The sequence below is a fragment of the Gordonia sp. 11cp genome (genome assembly GCF_057767225.1).
Map to the genome: position 1 here is coordinate 81079 of NZ_JBYLSD010000002.1, position 13757 is coordinate 94835.

The 13757-nt window shown below is 68.5% G+C and carries 12 protein-coding genes and 3 pseudogenes; 5 read left to right on the forward strand and 10 right to left on the reverse strand.

The features are described 5' to 3' along the window. The first annotated feature begins 17 nt into the window (after positions 1 to 17). Both AC3B6C_RS25175 and AC3B6C_RS25180 read left to right on the forward strand, forming a co-directional pair. Positions 18 to 221, forward strand: a complete 204-nt coding sequence (locus AC3B6C_RS25175; RefSeq protein WP_075862493.1) for a hypothetical protein — start codon at positions 18 to 20, stop codon at positions 219 to 221. A 19-nt stretch (positions 222 to 240) separates the two neighbouring features. Beyond that, positions 241 to 1149 carry a hypothetical protein gene (locus AC3B6C_RS25180; RefSeq protein ID WP_075862410.1) on the forward strand — a complete coding sequence of 303 codons (909 nt, stop codon included), beginning with the start codon at positions 241 to 243 and terminating at the stop codon, positions 1147 to 1149. A gap of 187 nt (positions 1150 to 1336) precedes the next feature. Here the strand turns inward: AC3B6C_RS25180 and AC3B6C_RS25185 are convergent, their stop codons facing one another. From AC3B6C_RS25185 to AC3B6C_RS25215, 7 genes are all read right to left on the reverse strand, one after another. After that, on the reverse strand, positions 1337 to 2287 hold the full coding sequence (locus AC3B6C_RS25185) for a tyrosine-type recombinase/integrase (protein ID WP_005195278.1): 951 nt from the start codon (positions 2285 to 2287) through the stop codon (positions 1337 to 1339). Between the two features lie 167 nt (positions 2288 to 2454). Next, positions 2455 to 3834 carry a dihydrolipoyl dehydrogenase family protein gene (locus AC3B6C_RS25190; RefSeq protein ID WP_005206419.1) on the reverse strand — a complete coding sequence of 460 codons (1380 nt, stop codon included), beginning with the start codon at positions 3832 to 3834 and terminating at the stop codon, positions 2455 to 2457. A gap of 66 nt (positions 3835 to 3900) precedes the next feature. Next, the gene (locus AC3B6C_RS25195) at positions 3901 to 4446 is read right to left on the reverse strand and encodes a cytochrome C biosynthesis protein (RefSeq protein ID WP_235194085.1); all 546 of its coding nucleotides are present in this window, start codon (positions 4444 to 4446) and stop codon (positions 3901 to 3903) included. After that, the gene (locus AC3B6C_RS25200; RefSeq protein ID WP_235194086.1) at positions 4443 to 4805 is read right to left on the reverse strand and encodes a hypothetical protein; all 363 of its coding nucleotides are present in this window, start codon (positions 4803 to 4805) and stop codon (positions 4443 to 4445) included. Before AC3B6C_RS25200 ends, AC3B6C_RS25195 begins: the two co-directional genes overlap by 4 nt. Then, the gene (locus AC3B6C_RS25205) at positions 4805 to 5320 is read right to left on the reverse strand and encodes a TlpA family protein disulfide reductase (RefSeq protein ID WP_005180213.1); all 516 of its coding nucleotides are present in this window, start codon (positions 5318 to 5320) and stop codon (positions 4805 to 4807) included. Before AC3B6C_RS25205 ends, AC3B6C_RS25200 begins: the two co-directional genes overlap by 1 nt. Before the next feature lie 87 nt (positions 5321 to 5407). Continuing rightward, positions 5408 to 5731 (reverse strand): hypothetical protein, encoded by a 324-nt coding sequence (locus AC3B6C_RS25210; RefSeq protein ID WP_005180211.1) that lies wholly within the window; start codon positions 5729 to 5731, stop codon positions 5408 to 5410. Then, positions 5728 to 6114 (reverse strand): ArsR/SmtB family transcription factor, encoded by a 387-nt coding sequence (locus AC3B6C_RS25215; protein WP_004018626.1) that lies wholly within the window; start codon positions 6112 to 6114, stop codon positions 5728 to 5730. The genes AC3B6C_RS25210 and AC3B6C_RS25215 overlap by 4 nt, the downstream gene beginning before the upstream one ends. 122 nt (positions 6115 to 6236) lie before the next feature. On the opposite strand from AC3B6C_RS25215, the gene merA reads away from it, so the two are divergent. From merA to merB, 3 genes and pseudogenes are all read left to right on the forward strand, one after another. Further along, entirely contained in the window at positions 6237 to 7673 is a 1437-nt protein-coding gene (merA, locus tag AC3B6C_RS25220; RefSeq protein WP_005195274.1) for a mercury(II) reductase, read from the forward strand. Positions 7674 to 7707: 34 nt separating this feature from the next. Continuing rightward, positions 7708 to 8108, forward strand: a pseudogene (locus AC3B6C_RS25225) (MerR family transcriptional regulator). Beyond that, the gene (gene merB / locus AC3B6C_RS25230) at positions 7993 to 8829 is read left to right on the forward strand and encodes an organomercurial lyase MerB (RefSeq protein ID WP_367652617.1); all 837 of its coding nucleotides are present in this window, start codon (positions 7993 to 7995) and stop codon (positions 8827 to 8829) included. The pseudogene AC3B6C_RS25225 and the gene merB overlap by 116 nt, the downstream one beginning before the upstream one ends. A 35-nt stretch (positions 8830 to 8864) precedes the next feature. On the opposite strand, the pseudogene AC3B6C_RS25235 reads toward merB, so the two are convergent. From AC3B6C_RS25235 to AC3B6C_RS25245, 3 genes and pseudogenes are all read right to left on the reverse strand, one after another. Next, positions 8865 to 9059, reverse strand: a pseudogene (locus tag AC3B6C_RS25235) (hypothetical protein); the annotation flags it as partial. Positions 9060 to 9073: 14 nt separating this feature from the next. Next, on the reverse strand, positions 9074 to 10381 hold the full coding sequence (locus tag AC3B6C_RS25240; protein ID WP_488376572.1) for an ISL3 family transposase: 1308 nt from the start codon (positions 10379 to 10381) through the stop codon (positions 9074 to 9076). Positions 10382 to 10527: 146 nt separating this feature from the next. Continuing rightward, positions 10528 to 13356: pseudogene (locus AC3B6C_RS25245) on the reverse strand (Tn3 family transposase); the annotation flags it as partial. Positions 13357 to 13757: the final 401 nt, after the last annotated feature.

Sequence of the window (13757 nt, forward strand, 5' to 3'; positions counted from 1 at the left end):
GAGTAGTGGGTGTGGCGATGATTGAGTTACGGTGGATCGCCCGCTGGCCGGAGTTGTTCTCAGGTCTCACCGACCTCCAGGTCCGTGGAGTCGTGCAGGCGATCGACAACAACCTTCTCAACGGCTGGGATCATCCGCAACGTGACGACATCGAGTTCTCCACGCTCTACAGACTGGCCGACCACTTCGGCGTTCCGGTCTCGGACTTGTTGGCGGAGTAGAAAACGACGGTAGGGAGAGATGGCCGAGTGCTTTTTCTGCGGAACTGATGCCAAGCTCACCCGCGCGCACCTGTTCCATAAGGACATCCGCGCAGCGCTTCCGAATGAGTCCACGGAGGTGACTCTGGCGGCGTCGAGCATCGCTGGGGGGCTCGTACAAGACCTCATTTACACAGGTGATGTTCGTGAAATGAACGTCAAAAAGCTGTGTGGCCCCTGCAATCGACTCTGGATGGAACCGATCGAGAGGGCTGTTGGTCCTATCATCAAAGCCCTCATGGGAGGACACGGCGCTCCGCCCCCGAAAGACCTTTTCCGGCTGGCCCACTGGGCGACGATCGTCGGCGCACTCGCAACGCAGACAGGCCCGAGGTTCGACGTACCGGTCGAGCACCGTCGCCAGATCAGGTTCACGAGAACAGGGCAGCCTCGAGACTTCGGAACGCACCTCATCCTGACCCTAGATACCTACCCGGGCACACAGTTCGACTTCATGCGCTTCGAGACCGAGCCCGGCTCGACCGACGGAGGGGTGTCGTGGTTCAGCGCGCTGCACGCCGGACCGGTGGTGATCATCTCCGCCGAGTTCAGGGTCAACACGATGATCGCCCGCGAGCTGCACTACAGCGGCTTCGAGAGCTACCTCGGCGCGGTGTCGAGCAACCTCGCCTGCATTCCCCCCGCGATCCGCAACGGGCGAGCACTGGTCCCTGGGCTCAAGTTTCCCACCCACTTCGCGGTCCAGGAGATGTATCGAAGTCTCGTCGGCCCCAACGTGTCCTACGTCGACACCGCCCACGGAGGCTCACTGGTGTCAATGGACACCAAGACGTGGACGCACCCACAACCGTTCGACTACGACGGGACCCTTGTCGATATGCGATCCCAGCTCGATTTGAGCTACCTGGATGGCGTGTTCGAGGCGTAATGCCGACGGCCGTCGACGCACCGGCCCCGTTGCTATTATTGCTGCATGGCGGCACGGGTTTCGAAGTTGCGGGCGGTGGCTACGGATCAGTTCGGCTTGTTGGGGTCACGGTAGTAATGGCGCAAAAAACAACGAAGTTCGCGTAGTGCCTGGTCAGCGGGTAGACGGACGCTCTTGTTGGTGGCCGCTATCGGTGGCTGCGGTCGGGGCCGATGAGGCTGGTGATGCCGCGCATGGCTGCCGGTGAGGGTTTGAAGTAGCGGCGTAGGTTCTCGGGTTTGCGGTGGCGGGACTTGGCCATCAGCTCCACCAGGCTGGCACCGGCCTCGCCGAGATGCGTCAGGCCGGAATGCCGAAGTTCGTGCAGATCCCAACCGGTGCCGGGCCCATTCGTCGCGGTGGCGGCATCCAGCACGGCGCGGGCCTGGCCGTAGGACAGCCGGGCCAGCCCGGTGTCGGGGCAGATGTCCCGGTCGGCGGCGGCCTTTCCGGGGCCCGGTCGGCGGTGGGTGACGAACAGCGGTCCGCGGGTGCGGCCCTTGGTGAGGCGTGGCAGGAGCCGGGCGGTGCCCGCGTCCCAGTACACGAGCTCGTGCGCGTACTCGTGGTAGGTGGCACCGCGGCGGCGGGTGCGGGGCTTGGCGCCCTTGGACTTCACCGGGCAACACCGCCCGGCCAGATCGAGGTCCTCGATGTTGACCTGGAGCAGTTCCTCGGTGCGGGCGCAGGTTTCGTAGAGCATCCGCCACAGCGTCTTCTCCCGGAGGTCGATGTCGCGGCGGGCGATGAGCCGGTCGATCGCGGTGCGCGAGTGCACCGGGGTGGTGGAGTCCGGTGGAGTGGAGCGTTTCACCCAGGCCGGGACCGCCGGGGCGGTGTGGCCGTGCTCGCGGCACCACGCCAGCCACGACGCGACCGCGGCGCGGCGGGCGTTCCAGGTGTTGACTGCTGAGGAGCCCCACAGGGTTTCGAGGGTTTCACCGATCTCATCGTCGGCGACGTCGGCCAGCCGCCGGGTCTCGCCGAGCGTGGCGGTGGTCTTGTCGACGGCGATGCCGTAGGCGCGGCGGGTGTTCGGGGAGCCGATCGAGTCGAGGAAGCTGTCGCCGGCGGCGCGGACGGTGATCCCGGACGGCACGGTGGTACCTCCCTCACTGGGCTTGCCGCAGATAACAGGTCCGCGTCGCGCACCGCCGGAGCGGAGTCGGCGCAGGCCGGATGTCATGATGCTACAGATAACAGGGTGTTATCCGTGGCAGTCGGAAAATGGCCTCACCCGAGTACCGGGCGATGCTCATGGGGTGTCTATGCGCCGATTTCGCGGTGGACGCCGCCGGCGGCGGTGTTGACCGCTTCGGCGAGGGTGGGGTGGATGTGGATGGCTTGGGCGAGTTGGGTGTAGGTGGCGCCGGTGGTCATGGCGATGACGGCCTCGTGAACGAGGTTCCCGCCGTCGGGTCCGGCGATGTGGCAGCCGAGGATACGGTCGGTGGCGGCGTCGGCGACGAATTTGACCAGGCCGCGGGTGTTGCCGATGGCGCGGGCTTTCACGACGCCGGTGAAGTCCTGGCGCCCGACGACGACGTCGTAGCCGGCGGCGCGGGCGGCAGGTTCGGTGAGCCCGACGGCGCCGACTTCGGGGTCGGTGAACACCGCGTGAGGCACGATGCGCCCGGTTGTGGTGCGGTCCTGGCTTCGGAATATGGTGCGGTAGACGATGTCGGCGTCGTCGCGGGCGGTGTGGGTGAACATGGGCCCGCCGCGCAGATCGCCGAGCGCCCAAACATTTTCGGCGTCGGTGCGCAGGGAGGCGTCGACGGTGAGGAAGCCCTGTGGGTCGGGTTCGAGACCGAGGTACTCGAGGCCGAGATTGTCGCTGTTGGGGGTGCGTCCTGTCGCGATCAGCAGGTGGCTGCCGGTGATGTCGTCGGCTTCGCTGCCGGTGCAGCCGAGCCGGATGTTCCCGGTGGTGCCGGTGGCCGCGGTGCAGGTGGTGCCGGTGAGCACGGTGATGCCGTCGGCGGTCATGCCCTCTCTGACGGCGGCGGAGATGTCGGGGTCCTCGCCGGGGAGCAGCCGGTCGGCGCGTTGGATGAGGGTGACCTCGGAGCCGAATCGCCGGAACATTTGGGCGAACTCGCAGCCGACGTAGCCTCCGCCGACGACGAGCAGATGTGAGGGCAGGTCGGTGAGGTCCAGCAGGGTGCGGGAAGTGAAGTAGGGGACGGTGTCGAGGCCGTCGATGGCGGGGATGGTGCTGCGGGTGCCGGTGACCAGCAAGATCCGGTCGGCGGTCAGGTCGGTGCCGTCGACGGTGAGTGTGCGGGGTGCGGTGAAATGTCCTGTGGCGTGGTAGAAGTCGAGGTCCGTTGATTTCTCGACGGTGCGGTAGGAGCCCGCGCGGATGGAGTCGACGATGGTGTTCTTGCGGTCGACCACGGCGGCCAAATCGACGGTGACCGGTCCGGGTAGGCGGACCCCGAATTCGGCGGCGCGGCGCGCCTGGTGCGCCACGGCGGCGGAGGCGATCATGGTCTTGGTGGGGATGCAGCCGCGGTTGAGGCAGGTCCCGCCGAGCAGTTCTTTCTCCACGAACGCGACGCGGCCGTGCCGGGCCGCGCGCAGCGCGAGCGGCAGGCCGGCCATGCCGCCGCCGAGTACCAGGGTGTCGTAGCGTTCGCTCATGTGCTCGGTGCCTTTCCTCGATCGAATCGCTCTGGAAGGGGTACGGCAGTCGACCGGTCGGCGCGGTCAGCGCGCGTGTTTCTCCTCGATTGTGGCGGGTGCGGGGGCGCAGCAGTCGTTGTCGGGGGTGGCGTCGCGGTGTCGGGCCCGGGTGTTGCGGGCAACGACGGTGGCGGCAAGCGTGGCGGCCACGGCCGCCACGGCGAGAATGATGACCGTGCCGGTGTGGTTTTGAATCCAGATGCTCACCGCGGCGGACCAGGCGGTGGAGCCCATCGCGGCACCACCGGTACTGCCGATAGCGGCGGGCCACCAATACCAGACGAGGTAGGCGCCGGTAGCGACGAGCACGACGGCGGTGATGCGGGTGCCGTGGCGGGCGAGCACCGCGAGGTAGCGGGTGGCAGCGGTGCCCGCCGCGGCGGTGGCGAGGCTGACCAGCAGCAAGACCGTCGCGGCCCCGGCGGCGTAGACGGCGAACACCACCAGCAGCGCTGCCCATCCGGCGGTGGCCTGGGCTTGGGCGATCACGGCGAGCAGCACCCCGAAGGTGCACGACAGCGACGCGGCCGCATAGCCGGCACCGGCGGCCACCATACCGGTGGTGGTCATCGATGCGCGGGGCGGGCGCTGAGCGCGGCGGGGCAGGCGCAGGCCAAGGCCACGGCCGGTGAGCATGACCAGCCCGAGCACCGCCAGCGCCGCGCCGACGGCCAGGCCGAGGCGGGGGCCGCGGCGATGAGCGCGCGGGCGCCGGCGCTGACGGCCAGGCCCGCCGCGGCGAGGGTGCCCGCGAATCCGAGGGTGAGCGCGGTCCCGGCGCGCAGGGCGCGCGCCATGCGGACCGGGAACGCGTCGGTGGTGGTGTCGCCGAGGGTGTGGGTGATCCAGGCGGGCAGCAGCGCGAATCCGCACGGGTTGACCGGGGCGAGCATCCCGGCGGTGAACGCCAGCGCCAGCAGTCCGCCCATCACGCCGCTCCCGCGTCGCGCAGTGCGGTGGTGATCTGGTCGGCGGACGGGTCGGTGGCGCGGTAGGTGACCTTGCCCGCCGGATCGACCACGACCAGCGTCGAGAGCGACGCCACCGAGAGTCGTGTGGTGAGGGTGGCGCCGGTGTCGATCACGGCGGGCAGCGCCTGGGTGCCGGTGAAGTCCTGGAACCCGGCCACCGTCTGCGCGGATTCACCCGGATCCATGTCGACCAGCACGAACGACGCCTTGTCGCCGAGTTGTCCGGCCGCCTGCGCCACCGATTTCGCGCCGCCCACGCATTCGCCGCAGCCGACGGAGAAGAAGAACAACGCGGTCGGCTTGTCACCGGGCACGCTGATGGAGGTGCCGGTGACGGTGTCGACCTGCACCGGCGCCACCGGATCCTGCGCCGTCGTGTCGGTCGAGGTGCACCCGGTGAGGGCCAGGGCTGCGGACAGCGCCAGCGCGGCGGCGGCGAGGGCGGGGCGGCGAAAGCGTGGCAGAGTGGCCATTCGAGGACAGTGGCCTTTCGTGCGGGGGGCGAGGGAGTGTCAGCGCGGTCTCGCGACCGCTCATCGGGGTGTCAGAGTTCGAGACGGTCATGCCGGGGTTTCCGTCCGGTCGCGGTCGGCCGGAGCCGACCGAGGGGATCCGGGTCGGGGCGGACAACACCCCGTGGCCTTACGGGCGCGGCGCCGCAGGGTGTAGCCGACGGCGGCGGCCACGACCAGCACGCCTGCGGCAAGCAGCCACGGGCTGGTCAAGACACCGCCGAGACCGGCGAGCACGCCGCCGGCGATCAGGGCGGGACCGGCGCAGCAGGCGACCATCACCAGCACGCCACCGGCCACTGCGAGCAGACCACCGAACCCGCCCGAGTCGTTGTCGGGTGTGTTCATCGCCTTGTTGTCGGGTGTGTTCATCGCCGCCCACTACCGTCCGCGGCGGGGATGCGCGGGCAGCAGCCCAGCGCGGCGGAGTTGTCGGCCGCCAGCGACCGCGCCAGCATCACCAGGTCAGCTACCCGCGGATCACCCACGGAGTACCGCAGTTTCTTCCCGTCGCGGCGCGCGAGGACATACCCGCAGTCGGCCAGGCAGGACAGGTGTACCGACACCCGGGGCTGCGAGATGCCGGCGTGTTCGACGCAGTCGGCGGAGGTGCGCTCCCCGGCGAGGATGAATTCGAGGAGCTTGAGCCGGGTCGGATCCGACAGGGCGCGAAAAAACTTCGCCGTCGTATCCAGATGCGTACACGCCGACTCGGCACCGGGCACGGTGACAGTGGCGGTGGTGGACCGGGCCATGGGATCGCCTCCACGAGACTTGAACTATTCGGATAAACGCATAATATGGTTCCGGTAGATATTCGTCAACACGAATAGCAGCCGTTGTCGGTTCAGCGGTTGCCCGACCAGGAGGCACCCTCGTGACCTTGACAGATTCCCGCGCCGATCTGGCGATCATCGGTTCCGGCTCGGCGGCGTTCGCCGCCGCCATCGCCGCGGTCAACCTCGGCAAACGGGTGGTGATGGTGGAGCGCGGGACGGTCGGGGGCACGTGCGTGAACGTCGGGTGTGTGCCCTCGAAGGCGCTGCTGGCCGCCGCCGAGGCCCGCCACGCCGCCGAGGCGGCGGGCCGGTTCCCCGGGCTCACCCCCGCCGAGGTGCCGCTGGATTTCCCCGCCCTGATCGCGGGCAAGGACGCGCTGGTCGGGCAGCTGCAGGCGGAGAAGTATGTCGACCTGGCCGCCGACTACGGGTGGGAGATCGTCTCCGGCACCGCGGTGTTCGACGGCAGCGCCGAGGCACCCGTGCTGCGGGTCGCGCGCGCCGAGGGCGGTGTACGGGTGATCGAGGCCGACCAGTATCTGATCGCCACCGGTGCCGCGCCCTGGGCTCCGCCGATCGACGGCCTCGTTGAGGCCGGGTATCTGACCTCGACCACCGCCATGGACCTCCAGCAGCTGCCGGAGTCGCTGATCGTGGTGGGTGCGGGCTATGTGGGGCTCGAGCAGGCCCAGCTGTTCGCCCGCCTGGGCAGCAAGGTCACGGTGATCGCGCGTAGCCGGCTGACCTCGGGTGAGGAACCGGAAATCTCGGCCGCGCTCGAGGCCGTCTTCGCCCACGAGCGCATCGACGTGCTCACCGCCGCCACCGTCGAGAAGGTCCTCGCCGACGACGGGCACAAGGTGGTGACCGTGCGCACCGGCGGCGGCGCCAGCACCGAGCTGCGGGCCGAGCAGGTGCTGATGGCCACCGGCCGCCGCCCCAACACCGCCGGGCTGGGCCTGGATGCGGTCGGCGTCGCCGTCGACGAGCGGGGCGCGGTCGTGGTCGACGACCGCCAGCGCAGCAGCAATCCGCGCATCTGGGCGGCCGGGGACGTGGCCGGGGATCCGCAGTTCGTGTACGTGGCCGCCGCGCAGGGCACCCTGGTCGCCGACAACGCCCTGGCCGGTGCCGATCGCGTCCTGGACTACACCACGGTGCCGCGCGTGACGTTCACCAGCCCCGCGATCGCCTCGGTCGGACTGACCGACGCGCAAGCCGCCGCGGCCGGGCTGGCCTGCCAGTGCCGGGTGCTGGGGTTGTCGAGCGTGCCGCGGGCGCTGGTCAACCGGGACACCCGCGGCCTGGTCAAGATCGTCGCCGAAGCCGGCACCGGCCGGATCATGGGCGTGCACGCCCTCAGCGACGGCGCCGGGGACCTGATCACCGCCGCCACCTATGCGATGACCGCGGGTCTGACCGTCGACCGGCTCGCCCACACCTGGGCGCCGTACCTGACCATGGCCGAAGCGCTGAAACTGACCGCGCAGACTTTCACCACCGACGTCACCAAACTGTCCTGCTGCGCAGGCTGACGCCGTCGGACGGGAGGCAGTGATGAACGGACACATGACGATCGGGGACCTCTCGGCCCGCACCGGGGTGCCGGTGAAGGCGCTGCGCGAGTACACCGACCTCGGCCTGATCTACACCCTGGGCCGCAGCCCGGCCGGCTACCGCCTCTACACCGACGACGCGGAGTGGTGCGTGCGGTTCATCGGCGAGCTGCGCGGCCTCGGGCTCACCATCGCCGAGATCTGCCAGCTCACCTCCACCGACCGTGACGACCACGGCCGTTCGGTCGGCGCCCATCTCGCCGAGCTGCTGCAGCGGTCGCGGCAGCGGCTGCGCCCGATGCCGAGCAGATCCTCGACCGCATCGACGCCTTCGAAACCGCACACCGTGCGCATCTGGCCACCGACGACCTGTGCTGGGCCGGTGACCCGTGCGGATGCGAGCTACGGGCTTGACCCTCACCCCGGGGACAGACCCTACCGTCGGCACCGTCACTGTCCGATCGCCCTCGAGGAGTCCGATCCCATGAGTACCGACAACCTCACTGCCGACGTTTTCGCCAAGATCCTGCCCGCCGGCCGGGACCGGGCGCTGATGCGCGCCGCGCTGCGGCTGCTCGCCCACGGCACCCCGGTCACCGTCACCGAACTCGCCGCCGCCGCGGGAGTGCCCGACCTCGACCCCGCGCAGACGCCGATCGGCGCCGACGTCGAATACGACGAGGCCGGCCGGATCGTCGGCTGGGGCCTGACCCTCAACCCGACCCCGCACCGGTTCAGCGTCGGTGGCCACCAGCTCTACACCTGGTGTGCCCCCGACACCCTCATCTTCCCCGCCGTCATCGGCGCACCCGCCTGCATCGAATCCGACTGCCCGATCACGGGCACCACCGTGCGCCTGACCATCGACCCCGTCACCGGGGTCAGCGACCTGGAACCGGCCACCGCGATGGTGGCCTTCGTCGACCCCGACCGGATCCAGCCCGGTCACCTCCGCGCCACCTGCTGCAACCCGCAGATGTTCCTCGCCACCTCCGACGCCGCCCACCACTGGCAGGCGAAATTCCCAGGCATGACGGTGCTGCCGGTCACCGACGCCTACCACCAGCTCGCCCGCCCCCTCGCCGACGCGATCACCGACCCGACCACGACCACCGGAACCAGCGCCTGCTGCTAGATCGCGCCGCCGCCGATCCGGGCCGGCGCTGCGGGTCAGAACAGGGTGTCCCGCACGCGCAGCGGCCGGTACCCGGTGGGGCCGAGCTGGGCGAGTTCGGCGTCGATGTCGACCTCGATGGCGCCGAAGAAGTTGATGTTCTCGCTGTGGGCCGGGGAGATGTGCGTCAGCACCTCGTCGTCGATGCGCCGCCCGGCCCGCCGCATCTGTTCGGTCGCCAGCCCGTAATACGGCTCTTCCTGATTCAGAGTGCGTCGAGGTGTTGTGCGAGGCCGCCGGAGTGGATGAGTGACCGCAAGATGTAGTGGTTGAGGTTTCGGAAGCCCAACGCGATCCCGCGGAGGTGTTCCAGGCGGCCGTTGATCGCTTCGACGGGTCCGTTGGAGGCGCCGGTGTCGAAGTAGGCCAAGATCTCGGCACGCCGCGCCCATAATGATCGGCCGAGTTGGGCCAACTCTGCCAGCCCGGACGGAACGCCGGTATGAATCCGTTTGAGCAGCTTGTACATCGCGATCTTGCCGTCACGCTTGTTCTCCTGGCCGTAGGCGTTGATCAGCTCTTGGTAGATCGCGTAGGTGACCGAGACGGCCACGTGCTCCTCGTGAGCCTCCAACCCGCTACGTAGCCGGGCCTTCTGCTTGTCTGTCAGCAACGCGATCCGGGTCAGCAGTGGTCGGCGGATACCGTAGAGCGGATCACCCGTGCGGCCGCGGTGCCCACACGTATCGTGTTGCACGCGTTGACGACACACTGTGAGCTTCTCGGCGGCCAGATGGACCACGTGGAACGGGTCCATCACCGCCCGCGCCTTATCCAATGCCTCGGCGGTCGCGGTGCGATACCCGGTGAATCCGTCCATGGTGACCACCCGGATCCGGTCCCGAAAGGAGTCATCGCGGGCATCGAGCCAGTCCTTCAACGCCGCTTTGGACCGGCCGGCCACCATATCCAGCAAGCGCGCCGACCCGGTCCCATCCACAATCGGTGTGAGGTCGACCAGCACGGTCACGAAACTCGAATCACCATTGCCGCGAACATGTTTCCACTTGTGCTCATCAACACCGAGAACCCTGACACCGTCGAGTCGGCCAGGCGCCGAAGCCACCGTACGCGCCGCCTGCAACGCGAGGGCATTCACGGTGTTCCAGCCCAACCCGACCGACGCGGCGACCGCAGAGACGCTCATCTTGTCCAGAATCATCCGCCGAAGAATCCACGCGATCGTGCGGCGCGTCACCGCCGCGCGCGGCGCGACGATCGCCGAGATGTCGGCGCGAAAGATGCCCTGACCACACGCGCCGTTCTCGCAGGCGTAGCGCGGCACCCTCAGATGCAACCGGGTCGGATGGCCCACGATCGGTAGATCTGCCACCTCACGATCGACATGATCACGCAACCGACCCGCCCGCTCGCACCTCGGGCAGCTACTCTTCGGGGCCAAGACCTCGCAGAACAGGTGTGTGCGATCCTCGCCGTCGAGAGCGGCATCGGTGATCGTCACCCCGAGTTCGATCGTGCGGCAAATCGTGTCGGCAATGGCGCTACGCTGCAACGAGGGTCCTGTCGGTGTGAGTGATGAGGTGTAGGAGCTTTCATCTTCACACCACAGGACCCGCCCGCATCCCCGGCTCGCCGCCGCCGAACCCGACCTACATCTTGTGCCCGGTAGAACCCGTTCTACGCACCGTCAATCAGGAAGAGCCCGTAATACTCTGTGGTCCAGGCGATGACGGCGTTGGTCGCCAACGTGAGGCACCATGCCTGTTCGGTCTGTCCCTCCAGGTGCCTCGCGCGCACGGCGCCTTCGTGCGCGTAGAGCAGGTCGCGGCGGAGCGCGTGCAGGGATTCGCCCTTGTTGAGCTGTCGGGAGATCTTGCGCCGATAGCCCGGGTCGGACAGGTACCGGGCGGCGTAGATCGTGCGCCGCAGCGCCCCGTATTCCTTGAGCGCCGCCGCGAGGGCGTTCTGCCGGCCCGACGCGGAGAGCTTGCCGACCAGCAGCGACGCGGTGGCGTGCCCGAACTTCAGCGACCCGCTCAGCCGGAGCAGGTCGTCGTAGTGCTCGGCGATGAGATCCAGATTCAGCTTGCGGGTCAGCAGCGGCCCGGCGTGCGGGAACGCGGACTCCACCTGGGCCCGAGGCGCCGCCCGATACAGGGTGATCCGGCCCAGGTCCCGGATGCGGGGCGAGAGCTGCAATCCGAGCAGGTCGAACAGCCCGAAGTTCACGAGGGTGACGCCGTGCGTGTCGGTCGCATGCTCGGTGATCGGCAGATCCGTTGCATTGCCGAGGATTTCGTCCAGCACGTAGTGAGCTTCGCGTCTCGTCGCGACGATGACCTTGGTGCCGTAGGTGGCGTGCTGATCGGTGACATGGGTATACGTGCTCAGTCCTTCGTTCGCGAAATAGCGGCTCAACGCTCTGGCGGTGACCGATTTGCCGCGGGTCGGGAACCGTTGCCCATCACTCGACGACAGGGTGCCGGCGCCGAAGACCGGGGTCAGCGGCAGCCTTTGGTGGTAGTCGATGATCGTCAGGTTCGCCGCCCGCAGCGTCTCCTCCCGCACATACCATTCGCTGGTCCAGGCCAGGATGTCGTAGGAGAGGCCCGACGCCTCGGCCATTCGGGTCAGCCCGAGGTTGGTGGAGTAGGCCAGCAGGACGGCGATGAGGTTGCGTTTCAGCTCCGGGCTGCGGGCCTGTTTGCCGCCGGCGTGGGTGAAGCAGTCCAGGTAGCCGGTGCGTTTGTCCAGCTCGATCAGCAGCGACACGATCGGCGCGAACGGCAGCATCTCCGTCAGCTCGGCCTTGAGCGCCGTCGCCTCCGCGGGCACATCCTCCGCCGACAGCGGTGAGATCACCAGGTCACCGGCCTCATCGAGACGGACCGGCCCGTCGCCGCCGGCGAGCACCTTCTCCAACTCGCCCATAGCGGCGTCGAGCTCGTCGGTGGCGGTCGCCAGCGCGCGAGCGGGATCAGCGGACTTGCCGACCAGGCGGCAGAACTCGTCACGCTGCGGCTCCCACGCCTGCGGGGTCAGCAGGTACGCGGCCGGGTCGGCGTAGCGGCGCGACCCCGGCACGAACACATCCCCGCTGCGCAACCCGTCACGCAGCCCCAGCAGCACGCACAGCTCCCAGTAGTGCCGATAGGCGGTGGTGTTACCGGCTTTGCGGGCCTCGTCGAGGTAGCCGCGCCACTTCGTCGGCACGAACCCGGTCGGCGCGTCGTCGGGCACCTTGCGGGTACCGGTCGCGTTCAGCTCCCGCAGCATGTGCACCCCGATCAGCAGCTCGGTCGCGGCGGTGCCGCCGGCGAACCGGACTGTCGACAGCACCTGCGGGGTGAACTGCCGCAGGTAGGAGTACGAGCTGTCCAGAGCGGCCAGGTGCCCGTGATCGCGCGGCAGCCGAGGCTTGGCCTGCGCGACCGCGGCCCGCAACCGCTCCCATCCGATCCGATCGCCCCGGATCAGGCCGCCGATCTCCTCGTCGGGGATCTGCAGGTCACAGACGATCGCCAGCAGGTCGTCGAGCAACCCCTGCCGATCCTCTCCGGCCTTACCGCGCTCGGCCAGCTCGTCGCGCATCCGGCGTTCGGCCTTGCTCAACCTGGCCGAGATCGCCTGATCGAACAGCTGCACCACCTCGTCGAGCACATCGGTGGCCGACTGCGCCAACACGGTGAGCAGAATCGGGTAGCGGCGTTGCGGATCCCGGCGTTCGAGGGCTTGGCCCGTCAAGCGGCGGCCCACCGTCGCCAGGAACCGCCGCCGCTCCGCCGGCAGCACCGACATGTCCAGCTCATCCGCGCCCAGGTTGCGCAGGAACACCAGCTTCTCGACCTCGGCCTTCACCGCGGTCGCCGACGCCTCCACCGGGCCGGTCGACAACCACCGCAACCGCGACATCTCGATCGACGGGTCGACGACCAGCAACGCATCCAGTTCCTTACACCGCTGCGGCGTGAACTCGCGCGCCAACCGGTCGTAGGTCTCCCGCTGCGCCCGCGTGCGAGCGTGCGCGACCCGGCGGACCACCGTTTCCGGGCCCGGCCGGATCACCCGCGCCGAGATCAGGTACTCACACGCCAGCCGGAACAACAGCGTCGGCGAATCGTGCTCCATCGCCCGCGCCAGCAGAAACTCATCCAGCTCCTTCAACTCCATCGCCCCGGCAGGCCGCCACCCCAGATACTGGGCCACCAGCCGCACATGCTCGGTCCGCGTCTGCGCCCGCTTGCCATACGAACGAAGCTGCGCTGCATCGATATTCAGCTGATCCGCCAGCCGGGCCACCGCCACCGGCGGCGCCGACGGCACCTTGTCCGGCACGAACCCCAGCCACGGCAAGGTGCACAACGCCACCGCCAGGCCCAGACGGACCGCAGGGCCCCTGCCCTGCGGAGCAACAAACGCCAGATCCGCCGGGGTCAGCGTGAAGTACCGGAACAACTCCTCACGACTGATCTCCGGGAACTCCCGCAGGCGCTGCAACTCCTCGTCCGCGAATACCCGCGTCGCCACGAACCCCAGCCTCCAACACGCCGACCAACCTCATCGGCAGACAAGCCAAGCACCAACCACCCCGGCCCGCAGCCCGAACCGAGAAATCGCCGCTGACCAGGCACTACGCGAACTTCGTTGTTTTTTGCGCCATTACTACCGGGACCCCTTGTTCACCGCCGCGCAGGCCCGTGCTCGTGATGCATTGGATGAATCATTGATTCATCCAATGCATCAACGGTGCTAACTGTACTGGTCAGCGAGCTAAGAGTCGGGTGTCCCAGGGCGGCATGTGGTCCGAGGTGACCCGAAGGGGACCAGCGAATGGGATCGAATGTCGCGGTCCCGCAGTGATGTTGGTGCCTGCGTCCAGACCGCGGTCGAGGGACCGGATTGATGCATCTGATGCAATACACAGCGGT